The 16,081-nt window shown below is 39.7% G+C and carries 15 protein-coding genes; 2 read left to right on the plus strand and 13 right to left on the minus strand.

Annotated features, from left to right (window positions below):
* Nucleotides 1-7: 7 nt before the first annotated feature.
* From DXB39_RS02810 to DXB39_RS02820, 3 genes are read right to left on the minus strand one after another with little or no spacing between them, the layout of a single operon-like run.
* On the minus strand, nucleotides 8-1,216 hold the full coding sequence (locus tag DXB39_RS02810) for an NADP-dependent isocitrate dehydrogenase (protein ID WP_117841030.1): 1,209 nt from the start codon (nucleotides 1,214-1,216) through the stop codon (nucleotides 8-10).
* Nucleotides 1,217-1,234: 18 nt separating this feature from the next.
* The gene (locus tag DXB39_RS02815) at nucleotides 1,235-1,894 is read right to left on the minus strand and encodes a GntR family transcriptional regulator (protein WP_117698399.1); all 660 of its coding nucleotides are present in this window, start codon (nucleotides 1,892-1,894) and stop codon (nucleotides 1,235-1,237) included.
* Between the two features lie 17 nt (nucleotides 1,895-1,911).
* Nucleotides 1,912-3,294 carry an isopropylmalate/homocitrate/citramalate synthase gene (locus tag DXB39_RS02820; protein WP_022243768.1) on the minus strand — a complete coding sequence of 461 codons (1,383 nt, stop codon included), beginning with the start codon at nucleotides 3,292-3,294 and terminating at the stop codon, nucleotides 1,912-1,914.
* 186 nt (nucleotides 3,295-3,480) lie between these two features.
* Here DXB39_RS02820 and DXB39_RS02825 point away from each other — a divergent pair, with 186 nt between their 5' ends.
* Nucleotides 3,481-3,684 carry an alpha/beta-type small acid-soluble spore protein gene (locus DXB39_RS02825; protein WP_022243767.1) on the plus strand — a complete coding sequence of 68 codons (204 nt, stop codon included), beginning with the start codon at nucleotides 3,481-3,483 and terminating at the stop codon, nucleotides 3,682-3,684.
* A gap of 130 nt (nucleotides 3,685-3,814) precedes the next feature.
* Here the strand turns inward: DXB39_RS02825 and DXB39_RS02830 are convergent, their stop codons facing one another.
* From DXB39_RS02830 to DXB39_RS02845, 4 genes are all read right to left on the minus strand, one after another.
* Nucleotides 3,815-5,881 (minus strand): methyl-accepting chemotaxis protein, encoded by a 2,067-nt coding sequence (locus tag DXB39_RS02830; RefSeq protein ID WP_117841029.1) that lies wholly within the window; start codon nucleotides 5,879-5,881, stop codon nucleotides 3,815-3,817.
* Nucleotides 5,882-6,023: 142 nt separating this feature from the next.
* Nucleotides 6,024-8,084: an ATP-dependent DNA helicase RecG gene (recG, locus tag DXB39_RS02835; RefSeq protein ID WP_117841028.1), complete on the minus strand. Its 2,061-nt coding sequence runs from the start codon at nucleotides 8,082-8,084 to the stop codon at nucleotides 6,024-6,026.
* Nucleotides 8,085-8,095: 11 nt separating this feature from the next.
* A complete protein-coding gene (locus DXB39_RS02840; RefSeq protein WP_117841027.1) occupies nucleotides 8,096-9,775 on the minus strand; it encodes a DAK2 domain-containing protein in 1,680 nt (559 codons plus the stop codon).
* 15 nt (nucleotides 9,776-9,790) lie between these two features.
* A complete protein-coding gene (locus tag DXB39_RS02845; RefSeq protein WP_022243764.1) occupies nucleotides 9,791-10,150 on the minus strand; it encodes an Asp23/Gls24 family envelope stress response protein in 360 nt (119 codons plus the stop codon).
* Between the two features lie 222 nt (nucleotides 10,151-10,372).
* Between DXB39_RS02845 and rpmB the strand changes: the two genes are divergently transcribed.
* The gene (gene rpmB / locus DXB39_RS02850) at nucleotides 10,373-10,558 is read left to right on the plus strand and encodes a 50S ribosomal protein L28 (protein WP_117698403.1); all 186 of its coding nucleotides are present in this window, start codon (nucleotides 10,373-10,375) and stop codon (nucleotides 10,556-10,558) included.
* A 298-nt stretch (nucleotides 10,559-10,856) separates the two neighbouring features.
* Here the strand turns inward: rpmB and DXB39_RS02855 are convergent, their stop codons facing one another.
* The 6 genes from DXB39_RS02855 to DXB39_RS02880 all read right to left on the minus strand — a co-directional run bounded on the left by DXB39_RS02855 (nucleotide 10,857) and on the right by DXB39_RS02880 (nucleotide 16,073).
* Nucleotides 10,857-11,303, minus strand: a complete 447-nt coding sequence (locus DXB39_RS02855) for a GerW family sporulation protein (protein WP_022243763.1) — start codon at nucleotides 11,301-11,303, stop codon at nucleotides 10,857-10,859.
* Nucleotides 11,304-11,339: 36 nt separating this feature from the next.
* Complete coding sequence (locus DXB39_RS02860) at nucleotides 11,340-12,308, minus strand: DUF2953 domain-containing protein (protein WP_117841026.1); 969 nt, start codon at nucleotides 12,306-12,308, stop codon at nucleotides 11,340-11,342.
* Nucleotides 12,309-12,310: 2 nt separating this feature from the next.
* Nucleotides 12,311-12,652 carry a hypothetical protein gene (locus tag DXB39_RS02865; protein ID WP_022243761.1) on the minus strand — a complete coding sequence of 114 codons (342 nt, stop codon included), beginning with the start codon at nucleotides 12,650-12,652 and terminating at the stop codon, nucleotides 12,311-12,313.
* Between the two features lie 44 nt (nucleotides 12,653-12,696).
* The gene (locus tag DXB39_RS02870; protein ID WP_022243760.1) at nucleotides 12,697-13,149 is read right to left on the minus strand and encodes an NUDIX hydrolase; all 453 of its coding nucleotides are present in this window, start codon (nucleotides 13,147-13,149) and stop codon (nucleotides 12,697-12,699) included.
* 133 nt (nucleotides 13,150-13,282) lie between these two features.
* The gene (locus tag DXB39_RS02875; RefSeq protein WP_117841025.1) at nucleotides 13,283-14,761 is read right to left on the minus strand and encodes a peptidoglycan D,D-transpeptidase FtsI family protein; all 1,479 of its coding nucleotides are present in this window, start codon (nucleotides 14,759-14,761) and stop codon (nucleotides 13,283-13,285) included.
* On the minus strand, nucleotides 14,685-16,073 hold the full coding sequence (locus tag DXB39_RS02880; protein WP_117841024.1) for an FtsW/RodA/SpoVE family cell cycle protein: 1,389 nt from the start codon (nucleotides 16,071-16,073) through the stop codon (nucleotides 14,685-14,687). The genes DXB39_RS02875 and DXB39_RS02880 overlap by 77 nt, the downstream gene beginning before the upstream one ends.
* Nucleotides 16,074-16,081: the final 8 nt, after the last annotated feature.

Here is a 16,081-nt window from a genome sequence, read left to right on the forward strand (position 1 = left end):
ATAAAATTTATAACATTTTCTCTAATGTAGCACGGATTGCCTTGATAAAGTCTTCACTGTTTAATACAGTCGGATTTTCAATTGTAGTAATCAGTGCAAGGTCTTTGGTCATCTTTCCGGATTCAATCGTATCTACACAGGCTTTTTCCAGTTTATCGGCAAATGTGCTTAACTCCTGGTTGCCATCTAATTCACCTCTCTTACGAAGTGCTCCGGTCCATGCAAAAATAGTTGCTACGGAGTTGGTGGATGTTTCTTCTCCCTTGAGGTGTTTATAATAGTGACGCTGAACTGTTCCGTGTGCAGCTTCATATTCATAATATCCTGCCGGTGATACCAGTACGGAAGTCATCATGGCAAGGGAACCAAATGCAGATGATACCATATCACTCATAACATCTCCATCATAGTTCTTACATGCCCAGATAAAGCCGCCCTCTGCTTTCATCACACGGGCTACCGCATCATCGATTAAGGTATAGAAGTAGGTAATTCCTGCTTCTTCGAATTTTTCTTTATATTCCGCATCAAAGATTTCCTGGAAAATATCTTTGAAAGTATGGTCATACTTTTTGGAAATGGTATCCTTGGTTGCAAACCATAAATCCTGTCTGGTAGAAAGTGCATAGCTAAAGCAGCTTCTTGCAAAGCTTTCGATAGAATCATTTAAGTTATGCTGTCCCTGGACAACACCTGCTCCGGTAAAGTTATGAATCAGCTCTCTTGTTTCCGTTCCGTCCTCTGCTGTATAAACCAGTTCACATTTTCCCGGTCCCGGAATCTTCATTTCAGAAGCCTTGTATACATCACCGTAAGCATGTCTTGCAATGGTAATCGGTTTCTTCCAGTTCTTAACACATGGCTCAATTCCCTTTACAACGATTGGTGCACGGAATACCGTTCCATCTAACATTGCACGGATAGTTCCATTCGGACTCTTCCACATTTCCTTTAAGTTGTACTCCGTCATACGTGCTGCATTTGGTGTAATGGTAGCACATTTTACTGCAACACCGTATTTCTTTGTTGCATTTGCAGAATCTACAGTTACCTGGTCATCCGTTTCATTACGATGTTCAAGACCCAGGTCATAATATTCTGTGTTCAAATCAATAAATGGTAATAACAGTTCATCCTTAATCATTTTCCAAAGGATTCTTGTCATTTCGTCTCCGTCCATTTCAACCAAAGGGGTAGTCATTTTAATTTTGTCCATCTTTCTATCCTCCATTTACTATTTCAGCAGATTGTCCCAGCCATAATTATCCATATTTTCAATAGTATTTAACATATGACTTGTCGCAAGCAGTTCTGCTTCTTTTGCATTGTGCTGCTTCAATGCTTCTACAATCTTTTTATGTTCATCATTTGATTTTACCACACGATCCGGCATTGACAAAGTGATTTTTCGAACTCTTTCCACATAATGATGAAATGCAGACAATTCATGCTTTAACATTTTGCTTCCGGAAGCTTCATAAAGCACCTCATGAAACTTATTATCCAGCTCCAATATCTGTGCATAATTTTCCTTCTTAGCATGAAATTCCACCAGAAAAATGTTTTCTTCCAGTTCCGCTATCTGCTCCTTGGTAATTCTGTCTGCCGCCCACTTTGTGCAAAGTCCCTCCAGCCGTGCACGGATTTCATAGATATCTTTTACGTCTTCTTTCGTAATTCCCTCTACGAATGCTCCGCGGTTTGGAATGATTCTGACGAGTCCTTCCAGTTCAAGCTGCCTTAAGGCTTCTCTTACCGGAGTACGGCTGACACCCAGTTCATCACCCAGGGTTTTTTCTTTTAATTCTTCATCGCACTTGTATTTTCCGGATAAGATATTTTCACGAATCGTATGAAATACTCTTCCGCTTAAAGAATATCCTTCTTCGCCCACGATAAAGCCTCCTTAATTTATAATACAATTCCGAGTTTTTTACAACAGTCAGTTATCTGTACTACAAGTTCGTTATCTGTAATTACAGTTACACGTCCCTCATCATACTGCTCGTCTACCCACTGTTTGATGGTCTTTACCAGTTCCGAATTCTTATCTACTTTACGGTCATCACTGAGACGGTAATAGGTATTAATCCAGTGTGCAATTCCAGCAAGTCCTGATGTATTGGAAACAGATACCAGTGCCGGACGATTTAAGAATTTTTCGGTATCAAAAATGTTATAAATTTCTTCATTTTTCAAAAGTCCGTCTGCATGGATACCTGCTCTTGTAACGTTAAAATTACTTCCGACAAATGGTGTACGGCTTGGAACCTTATAATTCAATTCCTTCTCATAATATTCTGCCAGTTCTGTGATAACTCTGGTATCCATTCCATCCAGGGTACCCTTTAACTGCGCATATTCAAATACCATTGCTTCCAGAGGTGTGTTACCGGTTCTCTCACCAATACCAAATAAGGAACAGTTTACGCCGGATGCACCGTAAAGCCATGCTGTGGTCGAGTTATTGACTGCTTTATAGAAATCGTTGTGTCCATGCCATTCAATCAATTCAGAAGGAACTCCTGCATGTGTGGTAAGTCCGTAAATGATACCCGGTACACTTCGCGGAATTACTGCTCCCGGGAAGTTTACACCATATCCCATGGTATCGCAGGCACGAATCTTAATCGGAATATTGTATTCTTTCATTAACTTCATCAGCTCTAAGCAGAACGGAATTACAAATCCGTAAATATCAGAACGTGTAATATCCTCCAAATGACATCTTGGACTGATTCCAGTCTCTAAACATTCACGAATCACACTTAAGTAAAGATTCATAACTTCGCTTCTGGTCATTTTCATTTTATAGAAAATATGATAATCGGAGCAGCTTACCAAAATACCGGTTTCACGCAGTCCCAAATCTTTTACCAGCTGGAAATCCTGTTTGCTGGCACGGATCCAGCTGGTGACTTCCGGGAATTTATAACCACGCTCTAAGCATTTATATACGGCATCACGATCCTTCTTGCTATATAAGAAGAACTCGCTCTGACGAATTTTACCCTTTGGTCCGCCTAATTTATGTAAGTAATCATAGATGGTTACAATCTGTTCTGTGGTATATGGTGCTCTTGACTGCTGACCATCACGGAATGTTGTATCAGTAATCCAGATATCCTCCGGCATATTATGCGGAACGATTCTGTCATTAAATGCAATTTTCGGAATTTCCTCATATGGAAAAAGATTGCGGAATACATTTGGTTCCTCAACATCTACAAGCTGATAAAAATGCTCTTCCAACTGTAATAGATTAGTTTTTTCATTCATAACGACTTCTCTCATGGAACACACTCCTTTTGATTCACAAATATTCTTGAATAATTGTATACAATTATACTTGTATGTGTCAAGAGCTTTTTCAAGATTATTCCAAAAAAGTGAATATTTATTAGTATTATCCTTTTTTATCGGTAGATACTAGTATTGTAACCATTCGGTTATATACAAATGCTAAGGAGGAAATTTACTATGTCTAATCGTTCGAAAAAATCTTCTGTTCCAGAAGCACAAAGTGCATTAAACCGTTTCAAATTCGAAGTTGCAAGTGAGTTAGGTGTACCACTGTCTGAGGGATATAATGGGGATTTAACTTCCCGTCAGAATGGTTCCGTAGGCGGTTATATGGTAAAGAAAATGATTGAGGCGCAGGAAAAGCAGATGGCTGAACGTTAACGCATCTTTTTCATTGCACGCTTAGATGTCAGAAGAGGCTGTCCACCGGAATCGGTGAACAGCCCCTTTCTCAGGTTCTCCCTTTTCTTTCTATATCATTTTTCTATCATGACACATGCAGTAACACTTATTACAATACGAATTTTCCGACAACCTTTTTTAATTCTCCGGCAATCTTTTCCTGCTGGGAAGACATTTCAGACACTTCTCCAACAACTGCAGATACTGAATTTACAGACTGCATAATCTGTCCACTATTATCCACTGTATTCTGGGAAGATTCCGCCACACTGGACACTGCCTGGCTGACCTCGTGAATGATTGTCTCAATATTTGTTGCCATCCGGGCAATATCATTGGAAAATTTTTCAATTGCCTGGGCATCATCTCCATACTGCTGTGCTACATTGACGAAAGTATCGTAGTCCGGTGCGACCGTATCTGTCACGAAGTTTAACATAGACTGTGACTGTTCCACAATTCCGCTAAAGGCATGTTCTACTTCGCCAATTGTTTCTTTAATCTTATTAACTGCTGCTGTAGTCTCACCTGCCAGATTGCCAATTTCTCCGGCAACAACTGCAAATCCCTTTCCCTGTTCTCCTGCCCGGGCGGCCTCAATGGAAGCATTTAAGGACAGTAAGTTAATCTGATCTGCGATTTCGGAAATCACTTCTGCCAATGCGCCAATGGATTTTACAACATCTGCATTCTTAATACTCTCCTCCAGACCAGCTCTGTTCTGCGCTGCAAGCTTATTGGCAAGTTCATAAGCATTGCGGCTGGTATCTTCAATTCCATTTGCACGCTTCTTAATTTCTCCTGCCAGCTCCAGACTCTTTTCTGTCTCAGAAGCCAGCATATTAACAGAGGAATTCACTTCCTCTACCGCAGCATTTACTTCTTCCGTCGCTGCACTGGAAGATGTCATATCGGAATTAACCTGATTCATCAGTGACTCTATCATCTCATAATCCTTCTTTAATTCCTCTACCGAACGCTTCAGTTCAATGCTGGAATCACTCAGAAGTTTTGCATGACCACTGATTTTTGAAATCATGTCCTTATTATTTCCATACATTTCATTTAAAGACTGTCCCATTGCTCCCAGTTCATCACTGCGTCTGCTCTCAAGCGACTGTACTTTAAAGTTACCCTCTGCCAGCTGTACAGCAAAGTTCTTAACTCTATTAATCTGTCTGGAAACTGATTTTACCTGTGATAAAATCACAAGTATCATAATAATAAGAATCACTGCCGCAATGATTGCCAACTTAATCCCAAGGCTGATAACCGGCGCATTCAGCTCTGAATTTTCAATCGCAATTCCAAGCTTCCAGTCCAGATCCGGAATTGTCTCATAATATACTGTATATCCGGTAATTCCTTCTGTAAAGCAGGCTTTTCCACTATCAGAATCTAACATTTTTGTTCCTACTTTAGCAAGAGAACTATTTTTAGAATCCGTTATTTTCTCATTCATGATTTTACCGGAATCCTGTGTATAAAGATAGGTTCCATCCGATGAAATCAGAAATGCTTTTCCTGTTTTTCCTACTGACATCTGGCTGACCAGATTCTGAATCTCATCCAGCGTAATATCAACAGTTACGCATCCCATATAAGTTCCATCTGCATTATACATCGGTGCAGAACAGTTTACCATATCACAGTCTAAAACCTCATCATGATATGCCTTTGTAAACTTTGGTTCTGTTTCACCATCCGAAACAATCTTGTAGAAATCCCTGCTTACATAATCATAAGAGGACTGGCTCCTGTCATAAGTCAGAATCGGCGTATCTCCATCCTTATATACATAAGGTCCTACAAAACGCTGTTTGGAGTCATACTTATTCGGTGCAAAATAAATTCCGGCACCATAAATAAAATCCTCCTCATAAATCATGGTATTTAAGAAATTAACATATGCCAGCAGTTCCTCATTTTCATAAGTAATCCCAACAATTCCAGCCATATGTTTTGCAAGGCTTGCCGCAGACTGCATCTGTGACTCTACCTCTGTCTTCTCGTTTTCCAGACTCAGCGTCATTTCCTTCCCAATCTCATCGTCAATAATCTGCTTACTGGAAAATACACTGACTGCCCCTAATACAGCCATACCAAGAATCAGTACCGGGAGCATTGCACTTAACATTTTCGTGCTAATTTTCTTCCCTTTTTTCTTCTTAGCCATAAAAATATATCCCCCGCCTTCACTAAATTGTAATTTTGTACTTATTGTATCAACATTTAGGCAATTTAGCAATAAAAACGAGGGATTTTGCGTTAATTTTCGTAAACTTTTCACAAATTATTCCTTAATTTTTCGAAACTTTCTAAATATTTGTGCTGTATTCTGTCATTTTGTACGCATTTTTCAGTGTTGTTTCAAGTCTCATGTCTTTTTCGCAATCGTTTAAGTTACACTTTTCGACATATTCTTTTGCTTCTTCGGATGCAATAGAAAGCATATCGGCATCCGAAAAGACATCTGCAATTTTAAATTCCATTAAACCACTCTGACGTACCCCGAAGAAATCTCCTGGTCCACGCATTTTCAAATCTTCACTGGCAATATAGAATCCATCATTAGAGCCCGCCAGAATATTCAATCTCTCTTTGGCATTCTTTCCATTGGAAGAATTCATAAGAATACAATAGGATTGTGCATTTCCTCTTCCGACACGTCCCCGCAGCTGATGGAGCTGTGCCAGCCCGAAACGCTGTGCATCCTCAATCATCATAACAGTGGCATTCGGCACATTCACACCTACTTCCACTACCGTTGTAGAAACCAGAACCTGGATTTCACCAGTGACAAAGGCTTCCATTACTTTATTCTTTTCTGCCGGGCGCATTTTTCCATGAAGTAATCCTACGCTGATTCTGTCTCCATAATATTGTTCTAATTTCTTTACATATGAAGTAACATCCTGCAATTCCAATTCCTCATTGGCTTCTACCAGAGGACAGATGATATATGCCTGATGTCCTTTTTGAACTTCATCTAAAATAAAATTCCAGGATTTCTCCCGCATTTTCGGTCCAACGACACAATTTTTGACCGGAAGACGTTCTGCCGGAAGTTCATCTACTACCGAGATGTCCAGATCTCCGTAAAGAATTATTGCAAGGGTCCGCGGAATCGGAGTCGCACTCATAACCAGTACATGTGGCAGCCGGCTGCTCTTATCTGCCAGCGTCTCCCTCTGTCTTACCCCGAAACGATGCTGTTCATCCGTTACTACCAGCGCCAGCTTCTTATAAAGTGCCTTTTCCTGTATCAATGCATGGGTTCCAATTATCATGGCATTCTGTTCTGTTTCCATTCTCGCATATGCTTCACGTTTTTCCTTTGTGGTCAACGAACCGGTAAGAAGAATAACAGGAAAGTCCAGTTCAAACATGGCAATCCATTTCTGAAAAGTGTCATAATGTTGTCTTGCCAGAACTTCAGTTGGTGCCATAATAGCAGTCTGATAACCTTCATGAGCAAATTTTGCCATAATAAGGAATGCAAGAATGGTCTTACCGGAGCCTACATCCCCCTGTATCAACCGCTGCATGGCATAAGGACTGTATATATCCTTTTCCAGATCTTCCAGTGTTTTCTTCTGGGCATTTGTCAGTGGAAACGGAAGCTGTTCTGCCACCACTTCAATAAATTCATCCCTTACTACCGGAAATCCATTCGGCGTCTGCTCATGATGTTCCTTAAACCGCTGTATCTGCAGCAGAAATAAGAAAAATTCGTCAAAAGCAAGACGTTTTCTTGCTCCGGTCAGTTCTTCTAAATCTGCTGGAAAATGCACTTTTTCCAATGCCTCTCTCAATCCCATAAACTGATGGCGGGCTAAGATTTCTTCCGGAATATATTCACCATCTTCTTTTACACTGTCAAGGGCTGTACGTACAAGCTTACCAAACTGTTTGCTGGATATGCCTTTAGTCAGCGGATATACCGGCTGAAGTGATATCTGCATTTTCCTGTATTCATCCGGCTTCCACACTGCCGGCTGTTCCATGACATATTTCTTATTTTTTAAGGTCAGCTTTCCATATAATATTACTTCCGGTTCCCGGTTCAGCTGATTACAGATATAGGGCATCCGAAACCAGACTGCCTCTACTTTCCCTGTTCCATCACTAAACTGTGCAGTAGATATCTGCATGGCTCTGGTACTTCTTGTTACCGGAGAAGAACACAGCCGTACATGAAAAGCATAGACTTTCTCCGGCTCTGCCACACTGATATGCTCCGGCTCCGGCATCTGCTTATAATCCCTTGGAAAAGCAAGGAGTATATCCCCAACGGTATATACTCCAAGTTTTTGCAATATTTTTTCAGTTTTTGGTCCAACTCCATTCAATTCCTGAATGGGTGCATTTCTGTCCATAAACACTCCTGTTACTCTACTGATATTACATAATAGTAAATTGGCTGTCCGCCAAAGTGAATCTCCACTTCTACCTCAGGATACTTCTCTTCTAAAGCAGCACCTAATGCATTGGCATCTTCTTCTGTTACTTCTTCACCATAATAGATACAGATAATCGCAGATTCTTCATCTACCATCTCAGCAACCATATCTTCTGTAGTGCTCTTGATATCCTTACCAACAGCAAGGATGCTCTTGTCGCCAATTCCCATATAATCGCCCTGTTTAATCTCTTTGTCATCGATTACGGTATCACGAACTGCATAAGTTACCTGACCGGTCTTTACATTTTCTAATTCCTCGGTCATACGCTCTGCATTTTCCTCTGCCGACTGATCCGGAATAAAGTTAATCAGTGCTGTAATTCCCTGTGGAATTGTCTTGGTTGGAATAACAATAATCTTCTTATCTTCTACTAAAGATGCTGCCTGATTTGCAGCCAGTACAATATTCTTATTATTCGGAAGAATAAAGATGTTATCTGCATTCACATGGTCGATGGCATTTAACATATCCTCGGTACTTGGGTTCATGGTCTGACCACCTTCGATGATATAATCCACGCCAAGTCCGTTGAAGATTTCATTGACACCGGCACCAATGGATACGGAAATGAAGCCCATTTCTTTTCTTGGTTCCTCTGCCTTTTCTTCTTTTTGGGTTTCTTCCTCTTTCTGCTCTTTTGCGAGTTTCTCAGCATCCTTGATTAATTTTTCCTGATGCTCTTCACGCATATTATCAATCTTGATTTTGCTTAATGAACCATGTTTCAATGCTTCCTGGATGGCAAGACCAGGGTCATTGGTATGTACATGGGTTTTCACAATCTCATCATCTGCCACAACAACGATAGAATCACCAATGGACTCTAAGAAGTTTTTATATTCATGCTCCTGCTTCTCTGTTAATGGCTGATTTAATACAATGATAAATTCGGTACAATAACCAAACTTAATATCAGCTTCTGTCTCAGCAGTAATCTTCATAACACCTGCAGATGCTGCAGAACCTTCAATGCTGTAATCAATTTCTTTGCCAATCAGGGAATCATAACCGCCCTTTAATACCTGAACCAGTCCCTGTCCGCCGGAATCTACTACGCCAGCCTGTTTTAATACAGGAAGCATATCCGGTGTCTTGCTTAACACATGGTCTGCTTCTTTAATAACTTCATCTACAAAGAATACAATATCATCGGTATCATCACAAAGTTCTAATGCTTTGTTGGCTGCCCCCTTAGCAACAGTAAGAATCGTTCCTTCCTTTGGTTTCATAACTGCCTTATATGCAGTCTCAACAGCCTTCTGCATAGCTTCTGTCAGAATCACTACATCAAGCTCATCATATTCTGCAATCACCTTGGTAAATCCACGGAATAACTGGGAAAGGATAACTCCTGAGTTTCCTCTTGCTCCTCTTAATGAACCCGATGAAATTGCCTTTGCAAGTTCCTTCATGGTCGGATTTTCAAGCTCGCTTACTGCCTTTGCTGCTGACATAATTGTCATAGACATATTGGTTCCTGTATCTCCATCCGGTACAGGGAAAACATTCAGTTCGTTAATCCACTCTTTCTTTGCTTCGAGATTCTTTGCTCCGGCCAAAAACATTTTAGCAAATACCGCAGCGTTTATTGTACTTACTTCCACTTCAACAGTTCCTCCTTAATCAATCACTCTGACGCCTTCAACTAAAATGTTGACTTTCTTAATCTGCATTCCGGTAAACTCTTCCACTTTATATTTTACCGTATGAATCAGATTGTCTGCTACTGTCTCAATACTTACGCCATAGGCAACAATTACATGGAAATCAATTGTAATTTTATTATTTTCATCCACATCCACATTTATACCATGTGTCAGATAATCTCTCTTTAATAATTTAACCAGGCCATCTTTCATATTAACTGCAGCCATTCCCACAATGCCAAAGCACTCAACTGCAACAGAACCGGCATAGGTTGCAATTACTTCATTATCAATTACGACTTTACCTAATTCGTTTTCCATTTTACCTGTCATTCTATAACCTCCAATTAAAATTAATCTTCTCGCATTTCCGCCAGTATATACATAACATGAACTATATTATAACCTCTTTTTCTGAAAAAAGAAACAGTATTTTTCTTTATTTTCAAAAAATGCAATTTTTTTCTTGCATTCTGTCTGTATTTCTGTTAAGATAGCTTTGTTGTGAGCTTGTGTCATAACAGGCTTAGTGAAGAATTTAAAGGAGGTGCTATCATGGCAAAATGTGCAGTTTGTGGAAAAGGCGCTCATTTCGGTAACAATGTGAGCCATTCTCATAGAAGATCTAATAGAATGTGGAAATCAAACATCAAATCTGTAAAATGTAAAGTAAACGGAACTCCAAAAAGAATGTACGTATGTACTTCCTGTTTAAGATCCGGATCCGTTGAAAGAGCTTAATTAGCATTTTCTATCTGGACTGTCCTTTTGGACAGTCCTTTTTTTACTTTACAGGAAATTACTTACAGCAGAAAAGATTATACCCTATCAACAGCAATATCAATATAATAATAATCCCAATCACGTCACTTGGAATAATAAACATAAAAAACATGCCAAATCCCACCATGAAAAAGGAATACCCCATCAAGCGTTTCATGTTTTTTCTCCAATCAAAAAGACATATACCATTATAGTATATGCCCTTCTTTTTCACTTAGCACGCTGTACGTTCTTCTGTTACTATTCTATACTGTTCTTATTCTTCATCCTTATTTACTGCATCAGATAAAATTTCATTCATCTCAGACTCTGCTGCTTTCTTGGATTCTTCATCTAACTTTGCAGTTGCTGCCTCATCCTTCTTTCCCCTGGATGCAAACTTATTTACGAAATCTGGTACCATATCAAGAATTTTGGTCACACCATCCTGATTCTTAATATTTACAAGCTTGGTGGTGCCATTCTGAATGACAAGAACCGCACTCGGTGTAATCTTTCCACCCATTCCTCCTGCTCCGTTGTTCTTCTTCTCCTGTGAAAATGCACCTGCGCCTACACCAAAGGATACATCCACTAATGGAAGAATGATGGTATCTCCGATATGAATGGCATCTCCTACAACCGTCTTGGTTGTAATGAAGCTGTCCATTCCTTTGAATAAAGATTCTACCGTATTGCGAAATGTGTTATTACTGTCTGACATAATAATTCCTCCTGATTCTACTTCGTATTGATTCTGTTAAAATTGCTTTATAAAGTGTTTCACATCCGGATTTCTCCAGATTTGAATTGCAGCCTTTAATAAATGAATCACCTGTATCCGTCCCCTTATATCCCAGCTGCCTTCGATATAAAAACGTTCTGCCTCAAAATCCGGCATAATAGATACCTTATCATAATATAAAAATGGTAATACGCTGAGCACTGCTAAAACCTGTCCTGTGGCTGCCGGATCTTCCATACCATAAGCAACATCTGCCTTCATATGCTTTGGTCCGTATTTTTTTAACAGCCCTATTACATCACCCAGGACAAACCGAACGGCACTTCTATTCTGCTCATCCTGTATCCACTGATTCACTTTTTTTATTTTACTGCCGATATTTTTTAATTTCTGCGGAATTGCTTTTATCTTTTCTACTATCGAGCGTATTGTCTTGCTGATTTTACCAAATACGGAAACAAACTTTTTCTTATATGTCTTCTTATGGTGTTTCTGTTCATACTGTTTTTCCGTCTGTTCTTCTTGCACTTCAGCCGGTGGATTCTGTTCTTCCAGCCCCGTTACATCTATCTTTTTTTCAATCGCCGGTGCTGTTTGTTCTTCCGGCTTCTGACGTTTCTGCACTAAGTCTTTTTCCAGTTCCTTATGGGATTTTTCCCCGGATTTCTTTTTCTGCTTTTTCTTTACTTTCTTTTTTTCTAATTTCTTTTTGGATTTTTCATCCGATGGATACTTCCATGCTTTTATGCCAAAAATCTTTAAAACTGCAAGCCGCTTTCCCTGCTCCATTAGAAAGGAAAAACGCAAAGCCATAAGACACCATGCTCCATGCACTTTTAACGTAGTCTGTCCCTGCCTTGTCTCTCCACGAATCCGGTAAGATACCGGAGCAAACAGCAAAAGCATGATAAGTAAAACCAGTAAACCTAATATGCATAATAATATTATGCCCAGGATTTTCAAAATAGATAACAGCACTGTCATCCTCATGTCTCCATTTCAGTATTTTTACGAGTCTGCTGTTTCAGTACAAATTTACGCACTTCAAATGTTCCTGTTTTATGATAAATATCATTCACAATTGCTGCTGACATCTCTAATGCTGCGTCATATCCTTTTTCCAGACCGATAATAAAAAGTTCTTTCTTCGGATATGCCTTTTGTAATAAATCTGTTGCCGGTATAATATCCAGAAGATTCTCTTCATTTGACGGAAGGGTCAGAAGATAAAGCGACGGCTGTGGCACATTCCGCTCCACTCTGCTTTTTACCTTTGCTTCCTGATTTTTCAGCCTTTCTCCCAGATATAAATTAGAATACCAATGCATGCTACACCTCATATCTGATTTAAAAAAGCAGTCAGATGGCTGCTCTAATAATATTTGTGGGTTCCCCACAGATTACACTTTTTCAAATCCAGATATTCATTATAAGCTTTTTCCAAAATCTGCTTCTCATTGGCAAATTTTAAAAGATGATAGGCTTCATGATATTTATAATATCCGGAATCTACAAAGAACTCTTCACGTTGTGGCTTACTGTAATAACTGTCTGCCATCATCAGATACCAATGTACCTGTTTCTCCACCGTATCTTCTGGCACAGTAAAGCTATACTGGCTCTTCCCGACATATTTGATTATGGATGCATCTACGCCCGTTTCCTCCAATACCTCTCTTGCTGCGGTATCTTTGAATTCTTCCCCGGGTTCTACTGTTCCCTTTGGAAGCACCCAGCCTTCGTACTTATTCTTATAATTCTTATAAAGAACAAGCACCTTACCCCGAAATATTACCACACCACCACAACTTGTTGCTTCAATCATTGCAATACCTCCTGATGTGGTCACTACCTTTTGTTTAACAAACAGTATACCCCTTTTTTCATAAGGATGCAACAATCCATTTCAGAAGTCCCGGATGATTCCTGACGCAGCATGTCATCCTATCTGTTTTCATTTATCTGTAATATACATCAAAAACCTGTTTTGCTGCTGGAACTGCAACGGTACTGCCTGCACCTGCACCTTCTGCAATTACAACAACTGCAATATCTTCCTTATCCTCCCGGTGTGCATATCCAACAAACCAGGAATGGCTTTCTCCCTTATTGTTATTAAACTCTGCGGAGCCAGTCTTGCCGTATGCAGTATAACTCTGCCCATTTAACTTGGATGCAGTACCATCTGCAACTACACCTGCCATAAATTCCTGCATGGTCTTTGCTTCTTTTTCCGAAAGAAGCTGCTTGCTTGCAGCCGGCTCATATTTCTTTACTTCTATACCATTTTCATTTTCCGTATGGTCTACCACATAAGGTTTCATCAGAATTCCATCGTTGGCAATTGCACTGGTAATCAATAACATATGGAGTGGTGTTACCAGCGTCTCTCCCTGTCCGATTGCCGTCTGCATTTTCATACTTTCCGGGGATTCATCTGTTAATTTAAACTGACTTTTACTTGTTTCAAAGTTTCCCGGCAGTGTCTTATCAAACATCAGATTTGAACAAAGGTCCGAAAGAGAATCTGTGTCCAAAGATAATCCGATATTGGCATAAGATGAATTACAGGAATTTGCAAAGGACTGCTTCAAATCCTGCGTTCCATGCACGGCATTATTATAACAGTGTATTGTAAAATCATTCTCTGTAATACTTCCGTTACAGCTATAACTGTAATTCTCATAATCCGGATTTTCCCGGATATATTCTAAAGTTGTAATTATTTTAAAAGTAGAACCAGGCGGATATAATCCCTGGGTCGCCCGGTTTAAAAGAACCGAGTTATTATTATCTTCTGAAATAATGGAATCCCAGTCTGCCGCAATAGTATTCGGGTCAAAATCCGGTTTGGACACCATGGCAAGCACTTTTCCGGTGGAAGGCTCCATCACAACAACTGCACCATCATAATTACCCAATGCCTGATATGCAGTTTCCTGCAAAGTGGAATCCAACGTGGTAACCACATTGTCTCCCATGCTTTTTTCATCTTTAATCTCGTTAAACATACGCTCTAATACAAAAGAATGGGAACGTAAAAGATTAAAGTTCATATTGGATTCAATACCTGACTTTCCATTGGTGGAAAAACCGACCACATGCGCATACATATTACCATAAGGATATTTTCTGGTTTCATTACCGGCAGCATCCACTACGGTCTCGGCTAAAACTTTGCCATCTGCTGACATAATCTTTCCTCTGACCACACGGTCTGCAAAAGTATCCTGCCTGCTATTATATGGACTATTGATAAAATCTTCGCTTTTTACCATCTGAAAATATACCATATATCCCATCAGGCAGATAAAGATAGCAAGGAAAAGATAAGTAATCACTGCAAATTCTTTATTCTTACTAACTGAGGTCCCTGACTTCTGTTTCGAATCCCGATTTTGCTTTCTTTTTTGCTGATTTATATTCTCCTTTTTCATTATGTGACACTCCTTCGTCTTCCCGCAAAATATATAATCCCTGAATAATGCCAAATATAATCAATGTACTTAACATGGAGCTTCCTCCATAGCTGACTAACGGAAGGGTTACTCCGGTGGATGGAATAAATTTTGTTACTCCGCCAATGGTTAAGAATACCTGAAATCCGTAAATCGTTCCAAGTCCAAGTGCCACCAGCTTATAAAAGGAATCCTTTAACTGCATGGCAATATTTAAAAACATCAGGAAACAGCTTACACAGACCAAAATCAGACACAGAGCAAACATTCCACCCAGTTCTTCTGAAATTGCTGCAAAAATAAAATCCTGCTCTACTACCGGAATTTTATTTGGCATGCCCTGATATAACCCCAGACCGAAAAAGCCTCCGGTCCCGATTGCAAAAAGTGACTGGCAGATCTGATAGCCCTCTTTGTCAATTACTTTTAGAGGTGTTTTCCATGCCACCACACGGACTCTGACATGGTTAAATAATTTATAGGCAATTACTGCCGCTACACTTCCCGCCAGCAGTCCACCAGCAAAATAGAGTGGTTTTCTCGTTGCCACATAAAGCATTGCCATATAAGCCACAAAGAAAATCAATGCGCCACCTAAATCCCTGGATAATACCAGAATCAATACATGCAGTGCTGCAATCAAAGTGGTAATTACCACCTGACGGAATTCCGTTGATTTATGATACATGGCAGCCACAAAAAACACAAAAAGAATCTTAATAAATTCAGACGGCTGTACCGTAATTCCTGCTATGGTAAAGGAAATCTTTGCTCCATAGCTGGTGCTTCCTGCGATACATACAATACCAAGTCCCACAATACCGATTGCCGCATAAATCCAGGTAAGATTCCGGAAAAATCCCATCCTCCGTATCATCACCGGAATCACAAGGGAAATCACACAGGATACCGCTGCAATCGCAAACTGCTTGATAGCATGTCCAAAATTCAGGCGAGTCAGAATAATAAACCCGATAATCATAAGCATACACATATTATTAACCAAAAGACTTGAAGCCGTCGGATAACATAATTTGTACACATTCCGTACCACAACAAGAAGAATTATCTGCGCCAGATAAAAAATAAAAGTATATGCATCCTCTGTCACCGCAAATATAACTAAATATGCCGTAAAATGAATCGCATACAAAATTCTTGCCTGCCGCCTGAATTTCTTTTCCTGTTTTCGTTCTGATATATTCCGGAATACCGCAAAACATTCATATGTATACACGGAAAACAGAATAATCAGTGCATATTTTGATAACTCCACAATTAAATGAACCATAAATACCT

This window comes from Roseburia sp. OM03-7AC (assembly GCF_003462625.1).
Taxonomy (GTDB): Bacteria; Bacillota; Clostridia; order Lachnospirales; family Lachnospiraceae; genus Roseburia_C; species Roseburia_C amylophila.

What these genes read in the sequence shown, in the direction of transcription:
- DXB39_RS02810 (WP_117841030.1), bottom strand. Translation starts at nt 1,216, where the DNA reads ATGGACAAAATTAAAATGACTACCCCTTTGGTTGAAATGGACGGAGAC.
- DXB39_RS02820 (WP_022243768.1), bottom strand. Translation starts at nt 3,294, where the DNA reads ATGAGAGAAGTCGTTATGAATGAAAAAACTAATCTATTACAGTTGGAA.
- DXB39_RS02825 (WP_022243767.1), top strand. Translation starts at nt 3,481, where the DNA reads ATGTCTAATCGTTCGAAAAAATCTTCTGTTCCAGAAGCACAAAGTGCA.
- DXB39_RS02830 (WP_117841029.1), bottom strand. Translation starts at nt 5,881, where the DNA reads ATGGCTAAGAAGAAAAAAGGGAAGAAAATTAGCACGAAAATGTTAAGT.
- recG (WP_117841028.1), bottom strand. Translation starts at nt 8,084, where the DNA reads ATGGACAGAAATGCACCCATTCAGGAATTGAATGGAGTTGGACCAAAA.
- DXB39_RS02845 (WP_022243764.1), bottom strand. Translation starts at nt 10,150, where the DNA reads ATGACAGGTAAAATGGAAAACGAATTAGGTAAAGTCGTAATTGATAAT.
- rpmB (WP_117698403.1), top strand. Translation starts at nt 10,373, where the DNA reads ATGGCAAAATGTGCAGTTTGTGGAAAAGGCGCTCATTTCGGTAACAAT.
- DXB39_RS02855 (WP_022243763.1), bottom strand. Translation starts at nt 11,303, where the DNA reads ATGTCAGACAGTAATAACACATTTCGCAATACGGTAGAATCTTTATTC.
- DXB39_RS02860 (WP_117841026.1), bottom strand. Translation starts at nt 12,308, where the DNA reads ATGACAGTGCTGTTATCTATTTTGAAAATCCTGGGCATAATATTATTA.
- DXB39_RS02865 (WP_022243761.1), bottom strand. Translation starts at nt 12,652, where the DNA reads ATGCATTGGTATTCTAATTTATATCTGGGAGAAAGGCTGAAAAATCAG.
- DXB39_RS02870 (WP_022243760.1), bottom strand. Translation starts at nt 13,149, where the DNA reads ATGATTGAAGCAACAAGTTGTGGTGGTGTGGTAATATTTCGGGGTAAG.
- DXB39_RS02875 (WP_117841025.1), bottom strand. Translation starts at nt 14,761, where the DNA reads ATGAAAAAGGAGAATATAAATCAGCAAAAAAGAAAGCAAAATCGGGAT.
- DXB39_RS02880 (WP_117841024.1), bottom strand. Translation starts at nt 16,073, where the DNA reads ATGGTTCATTTAATTGTGGAGTTATCAAAATATGCACTGATTATTCTG.